The following is a 15,311-nucleotide window of genomic DNA, read 5'->3' on the forward strand; positions in this document are numbered from 1 at the left end:
AGGCATGCAGAAAGAACAACTTTCCGCTTTAATGGATGGTGAAACGCTGGATAGCGAACTCCTTAGCGAGCTTTCGCGCGATCCGGAAATGCAAAAAACCTGGCAGAGTTATCATCTTATCCGCGATTCAATGCGAGGCGATACGGCCGACGTTCTGCATTTCGATATTTCAGCGCGCGTAATGGCCGCCATTGCAGACGAACCGCAACGCCAGACGACGCCGCTGATCCCTGAAGCGCAGCCTGCACCGCAGCAATGGCAGAAAATGCCGTTCTGGAGCAAAGTGCGCCCGTGGGCAAGTCAGCTCACGCAAATGGGCGTGGCCGCCTGTGTATCGCTTGCAGTTATCGTCGGCGTGCAGCACTATAACGGGCAGTCTGATGCCACCCAGCAGCCAGAGGCGCCGGTATTCAATACCCTGCCGATGATGGGTAAAGCCAGCCCGGTTAGCCTTGGCGTTCCTGCTGATGCCTCCCAGCCTGGCGCAGGTCAGCAACAGCAGGTGCAGGAACAGCGTCGTCGAATCAATGCCATGTTGCAGGATTACGAACTGCAACGCCGCCTGCACTCCGAACAGCTTCAGTTTGAGCAGGCCCAGACTCAGCAAGCCGCAGTCCAGGTACCCGGTACTCAAACCTTAGGAACGCAATCGCAGTAATGAAGCAACTTTGGTATGCCATGTCCTTTGTGACGGGTAGCCTGTTCCTCTCCTTCAACGCCTCGGCTGATATATCATCCGGGGCGTTGTTGCAGCAGATGAATCTGGCCAGCCAGTCACTCAATTACGAGATGTCTTTCGTCAGCATCAACAAGCAGGGTGTGGAGTCATTACGCTATCGCCACGCCCGTCTCGATAATCAGCCGCTTGCCCAGCTTTTGCAGATGGATGGCCCGCGCCGCGAAGTCGTACAGCGCGGCAGTGAAATCAGCTATTTCGAGCCTGGTCTTGAGCCGTTCACGCTTAACGGCGATTACATCGTCGACTCGCTGCCGTCGCTGGTCTATACCGATTTCAAACGCATCTCTGCCATTTATGATTTTATCTCCGTCGGACGTACGCGCATTGCCGATCGCCTGTGCGAAGTGATCCGCGTGGTGGCGCGGGACGGCACGCGTTACAGCTATATCGTCTGGCTCGATTCAGAAAGCAAACTGCCGCTGCGCGTTGACCTGCTGGATCGCGACGGTGAAACCCTGGAGCAGTTCCGCGTGATTGCGTTCTCGGTGGACAGCCAGGTGGGAACCAGCATGCAGTCATTGGCTAAAGCCAGTCTGCCGCCGCTGCTCTCCGTGCCGACAGGCGATAAGATTGAATTCAACTGGACTCCGTCCTGGCTGCCGCAGGGCTTCAGCGAAGTGGCCAGCAGCCGCCGGAAATTACCCACGGTGGATGTACCCGTTGAATCGCGCCTTTATTCAGATGGTTTGTTCAGCTTCTCGGTGAACGTGAACGCCGCAAACCAGAACAGTACCGATCAGATGCTGCGTACCGGGCGTCGTACGCTCAATACCACCGTGCGCGGCAACAGCGAAATTACCGTGGTGGGAGAACTCCCGCCGCAGACCGCAAAACGTATTGCGGACAGTCTTAAATTCAGGGCAGCACAATGATTAAAGAGTGGGCAACCGTCGTCTCATGGGAACAGGGCGAAGCCCTGGTCAGCTGCGATGTGAAAGCATCCTGCAGCAGTTGCGCCTCGCGTTCCGGTTGCGGCAGCCGCGTGCTCAACAAGCTGGGGCCGCAGACCACGCACACGCTGGTGGTGCCCTGCGACCAGCCCCTGGTCGCCGGTCAAAAAGTCGAGCTGGGGATTGCTGAAGGCAGTCTGCTTGGCTCCGCAATGTTAGTGTATATGACGCCGCTGGTGGGTATGTTTGCGGTGGCGGGGATTTTCCAGACCCTGTTTGGTTACGATCTCGCAGCGCTGGGCGGCGCGGTGCTGGGCGGAGCAGGCGGCTTTTTGCTGGCGCGCGCGCTTTCCCCGAAGCTGGCCGCGAAAGACGCCTGGCAGCCGGTGATCCTGAGCGTGGGTTTACCACCGGACATGCTGCGAGTGGAAACGCCGCACTCCAGCGCCAGTCAATAATTTCACGCCTTTTTGCCTTAATCGTTACCGTACAACAGACAGCGCCGTCGCCTGCCGCGCCGTACGCGGGATGAGCATTTCCCCGCGTCAGGGTTGTAGTGTAGAATGCGGCGTTTCAGACAACAGACGTGGGCTCAGTACAGCGGCCTCTTAGTTTCCGTAAGGCATAAAATCTCCATATATGAAGAACATACGCAACTTTTCGATCATCGCTCACATTGACCACGGTAAGTCGACGCTGTCTGACCGTATTATCCAGCTTTGCGGCGGCCTGTCCGATCGCGAAATGGCAGCCCAGGTACTTGATTCTATGGATCTTGAGCGCGAACGCGGCATTACTATTAAAGCGCAAAGCGTTACGCTCGATTACAAAGCATCAGACGGCGAAACCTATCAGCTGAACTTTATCGACACCCCCGGCCACGTTGACTTCTCCTATGAAGTCTCCCGCTCCCTTGCCGCCTGCGAAGGCGCGCTGCTGGTGGTGGATGCCGGTCAGGGCGTGGAAGCCCAGACGCTGGCGAACTGCTATACCGCACTGGAAATGGATCTTGAAGTCGTACCGGTGCTTAACAAAATCGACCTGCCGGCCGCCGATCCTGAGCGCGTGGCGGAAGAGATTGAAGACATCGTCGGCATTGATGCTACCGACGCCGTGCGCTGTTCAGCGAAAACCGGCGTGGGCGTGGGTGACGTGCTGGAGCGCCTGGTGAAGGAAATTCCTGGCCCGCAAGGCGACCCGGACGCACCGCTGCAGGCGCTGATCATTGACTCCTGGTTCGATAACTACCTGGGCGTGGTCTCGCTGATCCGTGTGAAAAACGGCACCCTGCGCAAGGGCGACAAAATTAAAGTGATGAGCACCGGCCAGGTCTACAACGCCGATCGTCTGGGCATTTTCACCCCGAAACAGATCGACCGTACCGAACTGAACTGCGGTGAAGTAGGCTGGCTGGTTTGCGCCATTAAAGACATCCTGGGCGCGCCGGTGGGCGATACCCTGACGCTGGCGCGTAACCCGGCAGACAAAGCGTTGCCTGGTTTTAAAAAGGTGAAGCCGCAGGTTTACGCCGGTCTGTTCCCGATCAGCTCTGACGACTACGAAAACTTCCGCGATGCGCTGGGTAAACTCAGCCTCAACGATGCCTCCCTGTTCTATGAGCCGGAAAGTTCTACGGCGCTGGGCTTTGGTTTCCGCTGTGGCTTCCTTGGCCTGCTGCACATGGAGATCATCCAGGAGCGTCTGGAACGTGAATACGATCTGGAGCTGATCACCACCGCGCCGACGGTAGTTTACGAAGTGCAAACCACCTCGAAAGAAACGATTTACGTCGACAGCCCGTCCAAGCTGCCGCCGCTGAATAACATCGAAGAGCTGCGCGAGCCGATCGCCGAATGTCACATGCTGCTGCCGCAGGAATATCTTGGTAACGTCATCACGCTGTGTATTGAGAAACGTGGCGTGCAGACCAACATGGTTTACCACGGTAAGCAGGTGGCGCTGACCTATGAAATTCCGATGGCGGAAGTGGTGCTCGACTTCTTCGATCGCCTGAAGTCCACCTCCCGCGGCTATGCGTCGCTGGATTACAACTTCAAACGCTTCCAGGCCTCTGACATGGTGCGCGTGGATGTCCTGATCAACAACGAACGCGTCGATGCGCTGGCGCTGATCACCCACCGCGATAACTCCCAGTACCGTGGACGTGAGCTGGTTGAAAAAATGAAAGATCTGATCCCGCGTCAGCAATTTGACATCGCGATCCAGGCCGCCATTGGCAACCATGTTATCGCCCGTTCAACGGTGAAACAGCTGCGTAAAAACGTACTGGCGAAATGCTACGGCGGCGACGTCAGCCGTAAGAAAAAGCTGCTGCAAAAACAGAAAGACGGTAAGAAGCGTATGAAACAGGTCGGTAACGTCGAGCTGCCACAGGAAGCTTTCCTCGCCATTCTGCATGTAGGCAAAGACAGCAAATAAATTAAGGAGTTGGCATGGCGAATATGTTTGCCCTGATCCTGGTGATCGCGACGCTGGTGACCGGGCTGTTATGGTGTGTGGATAAATTTATCTTTGCACCAAAGCGCCGTGAACGCCAGGCGGCGGCGCAGGCGGCCACCGGCGATGCAATCGATCCGAAAACGCTGAAAAAAGTCAGCCCGAAACCGGGCTGGCTGGAAACCGGGGCATCGGTTTTCCCCGTGCTGACCATTGTACTGGTGGTGCGTTCCTTCATTTACGAGCCATTCCAGATCCCGTCTGGCTCCATGATGCCAACGCTGCTGATCGGCGATTTCATTCTGGTGGAGAAATTCGCCTATGGGATCAAAGATCCGATTTACCAGCACACCTTGATTGAAACGGGTCACCCGAAACGCGGCGATATCGCCGTATTCAAATACCCGGACGATCCGCGCCTTGATTACATCAAACGCGTCGTGGGCTTACCCGGTGACAAGGTGAGCTACGATCCGGTGACCAAGCAGGTGACGGTACAGCCAGGCTGTCGTTCTGGTCAGGCGTGCGAAAGCGCGCTGCCGATCACTTACTCCAACGTTGAGCCGGGCGATTTTGTGCAGACCTTCGGCCGTAAAAACGGCGGTGAGGCGAGCAGCGGTTTCTTCGCGCTGCCGAAAGGGGAAACCCGTGACAACGGCATTCGCCTTAACGAGCGTAAAGAGACGCTGGGCGACGTGACGCACCGTATTCTGATGGTGCCAATCGCGCAGGATCAGCTGGGGATGTATTACCAGCAGCCGGGTCAGCAACTGGCCACCTGGATCGTGCCGCCGGGACACTACTTCATGATGGGTGATAACCGCGATAACAGCGCGGACAGCCGTTACTGGGGCTTTGTGCCGGAAGCGAATCTGGTAGGGCGCGCGACGGCGATCTGGATGAGTTTCGAGAAACAAGAAGGTGAATGGCCAACCGGCGTGCGTTTCAGTCGCATCGGCGGCATTCATTAATTTGTCGGGTTGCAGTCGTCATGGCTGCAACCCAAATTATTTCTCTGATAAATCTATTCCGTTAACGACATACCCCGCCGTTGTGTATAGAATATTCCCCCGAAGTTTAAGGTTGGCGCTGCAAGGTGCCACGGCACACGAAACCGCGTTGGTTTGCTCAGGTCGGTTTCGTGTGCTGTATTTTTTACGCATTATTTTATCTGGTATCGCATGAATCCCATCGTAATTAATCGGCTTCAACGGAAGCTGGGCTACACTTTTCATCATCAGGAATTGTTGCAGCAGGCATTAACCCATCGCAGTGCCAGCAGCAAGCACAATGAACGTCTCGAATTTTTGGGTGACTCGATTTTAAGCTTTGTGATCGCCAATGCGCTGTATCACCGTTTTCCACGCGTGGACGAAGGCGATATGAGCCGCATGCGCGCCACGCTGGTGCGCGGCAATACCCTGGCTGAGATCGCCCGCGAATTTGAACTCGGCGAATGCCTGCGCCTCGGGCCGGGCGAGCTGAAAAGCGGCGGCTTTCGCCGTGAGTCTATCCTTGCCGATACCGTTGAAGCGCTGATTGGCGGCATTTTCCTCGACAGCGATATTCATAACGTCGAAAGACTGATCCTCAACTGGTATCAAAGCCGTCTGGATGAAATCAGTCCGGGCGATAAACAAAAAGATCCGAAAACGCGTTTGCAGGAATACCTGCAGGGGCGTCATCTGCCACTGCCGTCTTATCTGGTGGTGCAGGTGCGTGGTGAAGCCCACGATCAAGAATTTACTATCCACTGCCAGGTAAGTGGTCTGAGCGAACCGGTGGTAGGCACAGGTTCCAGCCGCCGTAAGGCAGAGCAGGCCGCCGCCGAACAGGCGCTTAAAAAACTGGAGCTGGAATGAGCGAAGAAAAGACATACTGCGGATTTATTGCCATCGTGGGGCGTCCCAACGTTGGCAAATCCACCCTGCTGAACAATCTGCTCGGGCAGAAGATTTCTATTACTTCCCGTAAAGCGCAGACCACCCGTCACCGTATCGTGGGCATCCATACCGAAGGGCCGTATCAGGCTATCTACGTGGATACCCCGGGTCTGCACATGGAAGAAAAACGCGCCATTAACCGTCTGATGAACAAAGCGGCAAGCAGCTCCATCGGCGACGTAGAGCTGGTTATTTTCGTGGTGGAAGGCACGCGCTGGACGCCAGACGACGAGATGGTGCTGAACAAACTGCGTGATGCCCGCGCGCCGGTGATCCTTGCGGTGAACAAAGTGGACAACGTGCAGGAGAAAGCCGATCTGCTGCCGCATCTGCAGTTCCTGGCAAGCCAGATGAACTTCCTCGACATCGTGCCGATGTCTGCGGAAACCGGTATGAACGTTGATACCGTGGCAGGGATTGTGCGTAAGCATCTGCCGGAAGCGATCCATCACTTCCCGGAAGAGTATATAACCGATCGCTCCCAGCGCTTTATGGCGTCTGAAATCATCCGTGAAAAACTGATGCGTTTCCTCGGCGCAGAGCTGCCTTACTCGGTAACGGTAGAAATTGAGCAATTTGTCACTAACGAGCGCGGTGGTTACGACATCAACGGTCTGATCCTCGTCGAGCGCGAAGGGCAGAAGAAAATGGTGATCGGCAACAAGGGCGCGAAAATCAAAACCATTGGTATTGAAGCCCGCAAGGACATGCAGGACATGTTCGAAGCCCCCGTGCATCTTGAGTTGTGGGTGAAGGTTAAATCCGGCTGGGCCGATGACGAGCGCGCCCTGCGTAGTCTTGGTTACACCGACGACCTGAAGTAAGAGCCATACAGTATGACTGAAGGCTGGCAGCGCGCTTTCGTCCTGCATAGTCGTCCCTGGAGCGAAACCAGTCTCATGCTGGACGTCTTCACGGAAGAATCCGGTCGCGTGCGTCTTGTCGCAAAAGGCGCACGCTCTAAACGCTCCAGCCTTAAAGGCGCGCTACAACCCTTTACCCCTCTGCTGCTCCGCTTTGGTGGACGCGGCAACGTCAAAACGCTGCGCAGCGCCGAAGCCGTTTCCCTGGCGCTGCCTTTAAGCGGTATTTCCCTGTACAGCGGTCTGTATATCAACGAGCTGATTTCGCGCGTGCTGGAGCACGAGACGCGCTTCTCTGAACTCTTCTTTGAATACCTGCACTGCATCCAGGCGCTGGCGGGCGTCAACGGTTCGCCGGAGGCCATTCTGCGCCGCTTTGAACTGGCGTTGCTCAGTCACCTGGGGTACGGCATCGATTTCCTGCACTGCGCGGGCAGCGGCGACGTGGTGGAAGACACCATGACCTACCGCTATCGCGAAGAGAAAGGGTTTATCGCCAGTGTCGTGCTGGATAACCGTACCTTTACCGGACGTCATCTGCGGGCGCTGGCGGAGCGCGAGTTTCCTGATGCCGACACGCTGAAGGCCGCGAAACGCTTTACCCGCATGGCCTTAAAGCCGTACCTTGGCGGTAAGCCGCTAAAAAGTCGCGAACTGTTTCGTCAGTTCATTCCTAAGCGCGCGGCACCCGATCCCCAATAAAATGAACATGTCATACGAGGACTGTCATGGCTGAATTACTGTTAGGCGTTAACATCGATCACATTGCCACATTGCGTAATGCGCGCGGCACGGCGTACCCGGATCCGGTGCAGGCCGCGTTTATCGCTGAACAGGCGGGCGCGGATGGTATTACCGTGCATCTGCGTGAAGATCGTCGGCACATTACCGATCGCGACGTGAAGATCCTGCGCCAGACGCTGGATACGCGCATGAATCTGGAAATGGCCGTTACCGATGAGATGCTGGACATTGCCTGTGACACCCGTCCGCATTTTTGCTGCCTGGTGCCGGAAAAGCGTCAGGAAGTGACCACCGAAGGCGGGCTGGACGTCGCCGGTCAGCGTGAAAAAATGCGCGCAGCCTGCAAACGTCTTGCTGATGCGGGCATCCTGGTCTCACTGTTTATCGACGCCGATGAAGCGCAAATCAAAGCCGCTGCGGACGTGGGCGCACCTTATATCGAGATCCACACCGGCTGCTACGCCGATGCGAAAGACGAAGCCGCGCAGGCAAAGGAACTGGAGCGCATCGCGAAAGCCGCAACCTATGCCGCCAGCCTCGGCCTGAAAGTGAACGCCGGACACGGTCTGACCTACCATAACGTGAAAGCCATCGCCGGCCTGCCGGAAATGCACGAACTCAATATCGGTCACGCGATTATTGGTCGCGCGGTGATGAGCGGGCTGAAAGACGCGGTCAGCGAAATGAAACGTCTGATGCTGGAAGCGCGTCGCTAATGGCGATCCTGGGATTAGGGACGGATATTGTCGAAATCGCCCGTATCGAAGCGGTGATCGCCCGTAGCGGCGATCGCCTGGCGCGGCGCGTGCTGGCGGACAACGAGTGGGCCATCTGGGCTTCGCATCAGCAGCCGGTACGCTTTCTGGCGAAACGCTTTGCGGTAAAAGAGGCGGCGGCAAAAGCCTTCGGCACCGGCATTCGCAACGGGCTGGCCTTTAATCAGTTTGAAGTGTACAACGACGAACTGGGCAAGCCGAGCCTGCGGTTATGGGGCGAGGCGCTGAAGCTGGCAGAAAAAATGGGCGTCAGATCGATGCACGTTACGCTGGCGGATGAGCGCCACTACGCCTGTGCGACGGTGATTATCGAAAGCTAGATTTTATCGGCGTGATGCAACATCACGAACTTATCCCACAGCTGTTCGTTATTTTCGATATGTGCCGGATCTTTTAAGATGGTATTCGGGATCGGGCACACCTTCTGACAGGTGGGCGTTTCGTAATGGCCCACACACTCAGTGCAGCGATCGCTGTTGATTTCATAAATGCTGTCGCCCATCGAAATGGCCTCGTTCGGACACTCCGGTTCGCACATATCGCAATTTATGCATTTTTTGGTGATCAACAGCGCCATCAGGAAAATCTCAGAAACAACACAAACAGGGCGGGCATTATACGCCCAATTTCTGTTCAGACCAGTTTTTTTACCAGTGCTTCACTGTGACGAATACGCTCCGGCGCGTGTTCAATATCCTGCTGCACCAGCGCCATAAACAGCAGATCGGTTAGCATCATCTGCGCACTGGATGAGGAGATGGCCGCGCTGCGCGTCGCCTGCTCCTCCGCAATGGTGTACAGACAATGGGAGGCACGCTGTTGCAGCGTGTTGGGCGTAAAGCCGGTAATGGCAAGGATCTTGCCGCCGACGCGGAAAGTTTCGTCCGCCGCCAGATTGATTTCCCGCCGCTCGCCGGAATAGGACACCGCAACCAGCACATCACCCGGCCCCAGCGCCTGTACCGTTGCCAGCAGCGCGTGCATATCCTGCTCTACCACCGCGTTAAAGCCAATCTTCAACAGCTTCCAGCCAAAATTCCGCGCCACCAGTCCGGATGCGCCGATCCCGGTAAGCACAATACGCCGCGCGCCGCGCAGCAGCTGCACGCTCTCCTGAAGTTTTTCTTCGCTGTTCACGTCCAGGGTCGCATGCATGGCGTTCACATTGTCCTGGATAAGTTTCTCGCCCACCAGACGCAGCGGATCGTCGCCGCGGATCCGATTATGCAGCGGCACGGCCTGCGGGTTTGGATGGCTGACCAGCGCTTCGCTTATCGCCAGCTTCAGCGCCGGAAACCCTTTAAAGCCGAGCTTCTGAGAGAATTTCACCACGCTGGACTGGCTGACGCCGGCTTCGCTGGCTAACTGCTGGGAGCTAAGGTGACGGGCCACGTCCGGCTGCGCCAGAATAAAATCCGCCAGCTTCTTATCGCTCTGCGCCAGCCCAGGGTAGCGCTGACGGATGCGAATCAAACAGTTCATAGGCTCTCCCCGACAAAATGTGACAATGGTTGCAAATTACACATTCCGCTCGCATGAATGAATATAATATTCCATCATGCCGCGGTTAAAGTGAATAAAAAATTCTTGAGGTCGAAATATGAATCTTGGCTTACTGGTATCAGAAACACGCAATTCACAGACAATGGATTTAGATGCCTTGTCGACCATCGAACTGGTTAACCGTTTTAATCAACAGGATACGCTGGTCGCCCTGGCAGTGAAAGAAACATTACCCGAGGTGGCGAAAGCGGTGGATGCCGCCGCCGCCGCCCTGAAGTCCGGCGGGCGGATTATTTATATGGGCGCGGGCACCAGCGGGCGGCTGGGAGTACTGGATGCCTCTGAGTGTCCGCCCACCTTTGGCGTACCGCATGGGCTGGTGGTCGGGCTGATTGCCGGCGGGCCGGGGGCGCTGCTTAAAGCGGTGGAAGGCGCGGAAGACGATCCGCTGCTGGGGGAGGGCGATTTACAGGCGCTGAACCTGAAGGCAGAGGATCTGGTGGTCGGGCTGGCCGCCTCCGGGCGCACGCCTTATGTCATCGGCGGGCTGAAGTATGCCCGTACCCTCGGCTGTACTACGGTGGCGATCTCCTGTAATCCCGGCTCGCCAATCGCGCAGATCGCCGATATTGCCATCTCCCCGGTGGTCGGGCCGGAAGCGCTGACCGGCTCCACGCGCCTGAAATCCGGCACTGCGCAAAAACTGGTGCTGAATATGATCTCCACTGGTGCGATGGTGAAGTTCGGCAAGGTCTATCAGAACCTGATGGTGGATATGAAGGCCACTAACGTCAAACTGGTGGATCGCGCCTGCCGCATGGTGGTGGAAGCCACGGGCGCGGAACGCAGCGAAGCCGAAGCGATCCTCAAACAAACCGACTATGACGTCAAACCGGCGATCCTGATGATCCTCAGCGGGCTGGATGCCGCCGCCGCGCGGGCAAAACTCGCGGCGCACCAGGGCTTTTTACGCGCAGCATTAGAAAATTAACGAGGCGGGTATGGATAAAACCACAACGCTGGCCAGTGAGATCCTGCGGGGCATTGGCGGGCAGCAGAATATTTCGCGTCTGGAAAATTGTATGACGCGGGTGCGCGTCGAAGTGCACGACGATGCGCTGCTGGATATTGCCGGCTTAAAACAGCTCCCCGGCGTCAGCGGCTACGTGAAGCAGGGGGAGCAGCACCAGCTGATTGTCGGGCCTGGCCGGGCCGCGCAGGTAGTGGATGCTATGAAAGCGCTGATGGGGGATAAAGACGACACGCCGGTGACCGACGACGTTGAGCGCAACAAAGCCCAGGCCAAAAGCAAATACAAAGCGCCGATGAGCGATGCGCTGCGCATGCTGGCGAACGTTTTCATTCCGCTTATTCCGGCCTTTATCGCCTCGGGGCTTATTACCGGCATCATTAATATTCTTAAGCGCCCGGATATTGTTGGCGACGTGGCGACCCAGTATCCCAACCTGCTCGGTCTGCTGGCGATTTTCGGCAGTGCAGTGTTTGCCATCATGAACATTCTGGTGGGGGTGAATACCGCGAAAGTGTTCGGCGGATCGCTTGCAATGGGCGGCGTCATGGCGGGGATTTTGTCCAGCCCGCAGCTGGCGCAAATTACCCTGTTCGGGGAACAGCTCCAGCCGGGACGCGGCGGGGTGATCGCCGTGCTGCTGGTGGTGGCGCTGATGTGCTGGATCGAAAAGCGCCTGCGCGCGCTGCTTCCCGGCTCTATTGAGCTGATCCTTAACCCGCTGCTGACCACGCTCATCACCGGCGCGATTGCCATAGTGGCGCTGCAACCGCTTGGCGGCTGGATCTCCGAAGCCATCGCCCACGGTGCGTCCTGGGCTATCGATCGCGGCGGTTTCCTGGTGGGCGCGATCATGGCCGGGACATTCCTGCCGCTGGTGCTGACCGGGCTGCATCAGGGGCTGGTGCCGATCCACGTCGAACTGGTGCAGGCCCACGGCTATAACGCGCTGTTGCCGATCCTCTCTATGGCGGGCGTAGGTCAGGTGGGCGCGGCTATCGCGGTGCTGATGAAAACCCGTAACAGCCGCCTGAAAAAGCTCTGTAAAGGGGCGCTGCCGGTAGGTTTGCTGGGTATTGGCGAACCGCTGATTTTTGGCGTCACCCTGCCGCTCGGCAAGCCATTCCTCGGGGCTTGTCTGGGCGGTGCCGTGGGCGGGGCGCTGATCAGCTACTTTAAAGTGGCGACAGTGATCACCTTCGGAATTTCCGGTTTACCGCTGGCATTAACGATAGTGACCGGAAAAGTCGTGCTCTATCTGTTAGGCTATTTAGTGGCGGTTATTGCCGGGTTCCTCTTTACCTGGCTTTTAGGGTTCAACGATCCAGAGGAGTAAGGTTTGGCTAACAGCGAGCGTCGTGTCGTTTTTTTTGACCTGGATGGCACACTGCATCAGCAGGATATGTTTGGTACCTTCTTGCGTTACATGTTGCGTCGTCAGCCACTGAATGCGCTGCTCGTTCTGCCGTTGCTGCCCATTATCGGCGGCGCGTTACTGATCAAAGGACGCGCCGCGCGCTGGCCGATGAGCCTGCTGTTATGGGGCTGTACCTGGGGGCACAGCGAAGCGCGCCTGAAACAGCTGGAAAAGGAGTTTGTCGCCTGGTTCCGCACCAAAGTCACCGCGTTCCCCGTGGTGCAGGACCGTCTTACCAACTATCTTGCCGCCTCCGACGCCGACATCTGGCTGATCACCGGTTCGCCGCAGCCGCTGGTGGAGCAGGTCTATTTCGATACCCCCTGGCTGCCGCGGGTCAATCTGATCGCCAGCCAGGTCCATCGCCGTTACGGAGGCTGGGTGCTGACCATGCGCTGCCTCGGCCATGAAAAAGTGGTGCAGCTGGAGCGCAAAATCGGCACGCCGCTGCGGCTGTACAGCGGTTACAGCGACAGCAAACAGGACAACCCCCTGCTTTACTTCTGCCAGCATCGCTGGCGCGTTACGCCGCGCGGCGAACTCCAGCAACTCGAATAGTGCCTGATACATAGCGACTGTGTATAATGCGCCCCGCTTTTATCACTGGAGTGCTATAACTTGTCCGACGCTGAATTGACCCATGAATACTGGATGCGCCATGCGCTTACGCTTGCTCAGCGCGCCTGGGATGAAGGGGAAGTACCGGTCGGCGCGGTGCTGGTGCACAATAACCAGGTGATTGGCGAAGGCTGGAACCGGCCCATTGGCCGTCATGATCCCACCGCCCACGCCGAAATTATGGCGCTACGGCAGGGCGGGCTGGTACAGCAAAACTACCGTCTGCTGGATACCACGCTCTATGTGACGCTGGAGCCGTGCGTGATGTGCGCAGGCGCAATGGTGCACAGCCGCATCGGGCGGCTGATCTTCGGCGCGCGGGATGCGAAAACCGGCGCGGCAGGATCCCTTATCGACGTGCTGCACCATCCGGGTATGAATCACCGGGTAGAGATTATGGAAGGCATTCTGGGCGAGGAGTGCGCCGGTATGCTGAGCGCCTTTTTCCGGGCGCGGCGGGCCGAGAAAAAAGCGTTGAAAAAGGGCGCGACAGACGCGCGCTAAGGCGCGGGTTTTTGCACCGGCGGCAGCTGCGCCGGAGCCTGAGGTAGCACCAGCGGGGAATGGCCCAGCACCTCCGCCGGGGAAAACGCGCTGAAAGGCAGCACGCCTTCTTGAGGCGCATCCAGTTCATCCATCTCCACGATCGGATAGCTTTGCGCCAGACGCAATGCCTCCGCCGCCTGTTTCTCTTTCTCCTGCAAATATCCCACCAGGCTTATCTGATACTTACGGATATTCTCCACATAGGCATAGGCCTCGTGACCCCGCGCATAGCCATAGGTGAGTTTGCTGTACCAGGGCTTCTGGCTCAGTAAGGGCAGGCGTTGCTTAACATCAGACCAGCTGTCAGGATTACCTTTGGTGCGGGCGGTCAGCGCGCGGGCGTCCAGCATGTGCGCATAACCCATGTTATAGGCCGCCAGCGCAAACCAGATACGCTCTTCTTCCGGCACCGTCTCCGGTACTTTCCCCATCATGTCCTGCAAATAACGCGCGCCGCCGCTGATGCTCTGCTCGGCATCGGTGCGGTCGCTCAGGCCAAGGCTCTGGGCAGTATTTTTGGTCAGCATCATTAAGCCGCGCACGCCGGTGGGCGAGGTGGCCTGAGTGTCCCAGTGGGATTCCTGATACGAGATTGCCGCCAGCAGCCGCCAGTCAATATTCTGCGCGTATTTCTCAAACAGCGGCTGCAGTTCCGGCAGCACATTGTCCACCGCCCGCAGGAAGGAGCGGGTATCGACATAGTCAAAGCCCTCGCCATGGCCGAGATATTTCTCTTCGAGCCGCGCCAGGGTGCCGTCTTCATTGATATCGTTAAAAAAATCGAGCATCGCCGCAGACAGGGTGTTGTCGCTGTCTTTGTGAGTAAACCAGGTTACCGGTTGCTCATCGCTGATATCCAGCGCCACCGCCAGTTCCGGATGCACCCGCTGGAACAGGCTGATGGCGACAGAATCCGCCACCGTGTACGCCAGCTTACCGTCCGCCACCTGTTGCAGCAGGGCGCTGGTGCCGAGTTTTTCATCCACCGTCCAGCTCAGATCCGGGAATTTCTGCGCTTTCAGCGCCTGCAAATCGTTGATGGCGACATGCCCCGGCGCAATGGTCAGCTGCGAGGCGTTCACTTCCGCGAGCGAGCGCGGGCGATAACTGCCCACCCGGTATACCAGTTGTTGCGAGACGGAATAGTAGATTGGCCCGGCCTGATAATTACGTACGCGCTCGCTGTTATACACCAGCCCGGCGGCCAGCATATCGGCGCGGTCATGATCGAGATCGTCAAACAGCTGGCTGATATTCTGCCGCACCGTAACTTTCAGCGTCACGCCCAGATAATCGGCAAACTGCTGCGCCAGTTCGTAATCCAGACCGGAAGGCTTGTCGTCAACGGAAGACCAGGTCAGCGGGGAGACAATGGTGCTGACGCGCAGCTCACCGCGCGCCTGGATGGCGGCGATGCGGTTTTCGGCTTTAGTTGACCAGGGAACGGAAGGCCACAACGCCGCTGCCAGCAGCAGGGTAACGATGCCGATAAGCAGATAATTAAGCTTTAATTTTTTCAATTAGTTAATTCTCTGCGCCGCGCGAGTCCTGAGTAGATGCTGCCCTGATAACAATAATGCGTGATGAAGGATGAGCGGCATTTTGCTTAACAATAAGGCAGTTGGCAACTAATTCGCGAAGCGGCAGGCGCAGCGGCGCAAAAACTGCGCCGATTTTATTTCCACGCAAACGGTTTCGTCGGCGCTCACTATTCTCTATAATGTGCCCGTTTTCCCCACCTTGCGCATACGTAAAGCGTCACCGACGCGCTAAAGACGAGAGACT

General features: G+C 57.2%; 16 protein-coding genes and 1 pseudogene. 14 read left to right on the top strand and 3 right to left on the bottom strand.

Going from position 1 to position 15,311, the window contains the following annotated elements; all coding sequences use genetic code 11:
- Nucleotides 1–4: 4 nt before the first annotated feature.
- The 10 genes from rseA to acpS all read left to right on the top strand — a co-directional run bounded on the left by rseA (nucleotide 5) and on the right by acpS (nucleotide 8,732).
- A complete protein-coding gene (rseA, locus tag ACQUTD_RS14785; protein WP_072569386.1) occupies nucleotides 5–658 on the top strand; it encodes an anti-sigma-E factor RseA in 654 nt (217 codons plus the stop codon).
- Complete coding sequence (rseB, locus tag ACQUTD_RS14790; RefSeq protein WP_318376219.1) at nucleotides 658–1,611, top strand: sigma-E factor regulatory protein RseB; 954 nt, start codon at nucleotides 658–660, stop codon at nucleotides 1,609–1,611. The genes rseA and rseB overlap by 1 nt, the downstream gene beginning before the upstream one ends.
- Complete coding sequence (gene rseC / locus ACQUTD_RS14795; RefSeq protein WP_321987881.1) at nucleotides 1,608–2,087, top strand: SoxR-reducing system protein RseC; 480 nt, start codon at nucleotides 1,608–1,610, stop codon at nucleotides 2,085–2,087. The genes rseB and rseC overlap by 4 nt, the downstream gene beginning before the upstream one ends.
- Before the next feature lie 181 nt (nucleotides 2,088–2,268).
- The gene (gene lepA / locus ACQUTD_RS14800; RefSeq protein WP_072569383.1) at nucleotides 2,269–4,068 is read left to right on the top strand and encodes a translation elongation factor 4; all 1,800 of its coding nucleotides are present in this window, start codon (nucleotides 2,269–2,271) and stop codon (nucleotides 4,066–4,068) included.
- Between the two features lie 14 nt (nucleotides 4,069–4,082).
- Entirely contained in the window at nucleotides 4,083–5,057 is a 975-nt protein-coding gene (lepB, locus tag ACQUTD_RS14805) for a signal peptidase I (protein WP_473277278.1), read from the top strand.
- Between the two features lie 210 nt (nucleotides 5,058–5,267).
- Nucleotides 5,268–5,948 (top strand): ribonuclease III, encoded by a 681-nt coding sequence (rnc, locus tag ACQUTD_RS14810; protein WP_072569507.1) that lies wholly within the window; start codon nucleotides 5,268–5,270, stop codon nucleotides 5,946–5,948.
- Complete coding sequence (era, locus tag ACQUTD_RS14815) at nucleotides 5,945–6,853, top strand: GTPase Era (protein WP_072569381.1); 909 nt, start codon at nucleotides 5,945–5,947, stop codon at nucleotides 6,851–6,853. Before rnc ends, era begins: the two co-directional genes overlap by 4 nt.
- Before the next feature lie 12 nt (nucleotides 6,854–6,865).
- Nucleotides 6,866–7,594: a DNA repair protein RecO gene (gene recO / locus ACQUTD_RS14820; RefSeq protein WP_318374046.1), complete on the top strand. Its 729-nt coding sequence runs from the start codon at nucleotides 6,866–6,868 to the stop codon at nucleotides 7,592–7,594.
- Between the two features lie 26 nt (nucleotides 7,595–7,620).
- Nucleotides 7,621–8,352, top strand: coding sequence for a pyridoxine 5'-phosphate synthase (gene pdxJ, locus ACQUTD_RS14825; RefSeq protein WP_473277279.1), 732 nt, complete (start codon nucleotides 7,621–7,623; stop codon nucleotides 8,350–8,352).
- Nucleotides 8,352–8,732, top strand: coding sequence for a holo-ACP synthase (gene acpS / locus ACQUTD_RS14830; protein ID WP_072569378.1), 381 nt, complete (start codon nucleotides 8,352–8,354; stop codon nucleotides 8,730–8,732). Before pdxJ ends, acpS begins: the two co-directional genes overlap by 1 nt.
- Here the strand turns inward: acpS and ACQUTD_RS14835 are convergent.
- Both ACQUTD_RS14835 and ACQUTD_RS14840 read right to left on the bottom strand, forming a co-directional pair.
- Nucleotides 8,729–8,989: a YfhL family 4Fe-4S dicluster ferredoxin gene (locus ACQUTD_RS14835; RefSeq protein WP_072569377.1), complete on the bottom strand. Its 261-nt coding sequence runs from the start codon at nucleotides 8,987–8,989 to the stop codon at nucleotides 8,729–8,731. The genes acpS and ACQUTD_RS14835 overlap by 4 nt on opposite strands.
- A 56-nt stretch (nucleotides 8,990–9,045) precedes the next feature.
- Entirely contained in the window at nucleotides 9,046–9,894 is an 849-nt protein-coding gene (locus tag ACQUTD_RS14840; RefSeq protein ID WP_318374043.1) for a MurR/RpiR family transcriptional regulator, read from the bottom strand.
- Between the two features lie 118 nt (nucleotides 9,895–10,012).
- Here ACQUTD_RS14840 and murQ point away from each other — a divergent pair, with 118 nt between their 5' ends.
- The 4 genes and pseudogenes from murQ (at nucleotide 10,013) to tadA (ending at nucleotide 13,484) form a co-directional block, all read left to right on the top strand.
- Entirely contained in the window at nucleotides 10,013–10,906 is an 894-nt protein-coding gene (murQ, locus tag ACQUTD_RS14845) for an N-acetylmuramic acid 6-phosphate etherase (RefSeq protein WP_072569375.1), read from the top strand.
- Between the two features lie 10 nt (nucleotides 10,907–10,916).
- Nucleotides 10,917–12,281, top strand: a complete 1,365-nt coding sequence (locus ACQUTD_RS14850) for a PTS transporter subunit EIIC (protein WP_473277280.1) — start codon at nucleotides 10,917–10,919, stop codon at nucleotides 12,279–12,281.
- A gap of 3 nt (nucleotides 12,282–12,284) precedes the next feature.
- Nucleotides 12,285–12,920, top strand: a complete 636-nt coding sequence (yfhb, locus tag ACQUTD_RS14855) for a phosphatidylglycerophosphatase C (protein WP_072569373.1) — start codon at nucleotides 12,285–12,287, stop codon at nucleotides 12,918–12,920.
- Nucleotides 12,921–12,946: 26 nt separating this feature from the next.
- Nucleotides 12,947–13,484: pseudogene (gene tadA, locus ACQUTD_RS14860) on the top strand (tRNA adenosine(34) deaminase TadA).
- Here the strand turns inward: tadA and mltF are convergent.
- A complete protein-coding gene (mltF, locus tag ACQUTD_RS14865) occupies nucleotides 13,481–15,046 on the bottom strand; it encodes a membrane-bound lytic murein transglycosylase MltF (protein WP_318362697.1) in 1,566 nt (521 codons plus the stop codon). The pseudogene tadA and the gene mltF overlap by 4 nt on opposite strands.
- Nucleotides 15,047–15,311 lie beyond the last annotated feature (265 nt).

Source organism: Enterobacter sp. K510 (assembly GCF_055804875.1).

Coding starts and splice junctions, on each gene's coding strand:
- rnc (WP_072569507.1), top strand. CDS start 5,268: ATGAATCCCATCGTAATTAATCGGCTTCAACGGAAGCTGGGCTACACT.
- rseC (WP_321987881.1), top strand. CDS start 1,608: ATGATTAAAGAGTGGGCAACCGTCGTCTCATGGGAACAGGGCGAAGCC.
- era (WP_072569381.1), top strand. CDS start 5,945: ATGAGCGAAGAAAAGACATACTGCGGATTTATTGCCATCGTGGGGCGT.
- ACQUTD_RS14840 (WP_318374043.1), bottom strand. CDS start 9,894: ATGAACTGTTTGATTCGCATCCGTCAGCGCTACCCTGGGCTGGCGCAG.
- ACQUTD_RS14835 (WP_072569377.1), bottom strand. CDS start 8,989: ATGGCGCTGTTGATCACCAAAAAATGCATAAATTGCGATATGTGCGAA.
- pdxJ (WP_473277279.1), top strand. CDS start 7,621: ATGGCTGAATTACTGTTAGGCGTTAACATCGATCACATTGCCACATTG.
- rseA (WP_072569386.1), top strand. CDS start 5: ATGCAGAAAGAACAACTTTCCGCTTTAATGGATGGTGAAACGCTGGAT.
- murQ (WP_072569375.1), top strand. CDS start 10,013: ATGAATCTTGGCTTACTGGTATCAGAAACACGCAATTCACAGACAATG.
- acpS (WP_072569378.1), top strand. CDS start 8,352: ATGGCGATCCTGGGATTAGGGACGGATATTGTCGAAATCGCCCGTATC.
- ACQUTD_RS14850 (WP_473277280.1), top strand. CDS start 10,917: ATGGATAAAACCACAACGCTGGCCAGTGAGATCCTGCGGGGCATTGGC.
- rseB (WP_318376219.1), top strand. CDS start 658: ATGAAGCAACTTTGGTATGCCATGTCCTTTGTGACGGGTAGCCTGTTC.
- lepA (WP_072569383.1), top strand. CDS start 2,269: ATGAAGAACATACGCAACTTTTCGATCATCGCTCACATTGACCACGGT.
- recO (WP_318374046.1), top strand. CDS start 6,866: ATGACTGAAGGCTGGCAGCGCGCTTTCGTCCTGCATAGTCGTCCCTGG.
- lepB (WP_473277278.1), top strand. CDS start 4,083: ATGGCGAATATGTTTGCCCTGATCCTGGTGATCGCGACGCTGGTGACC.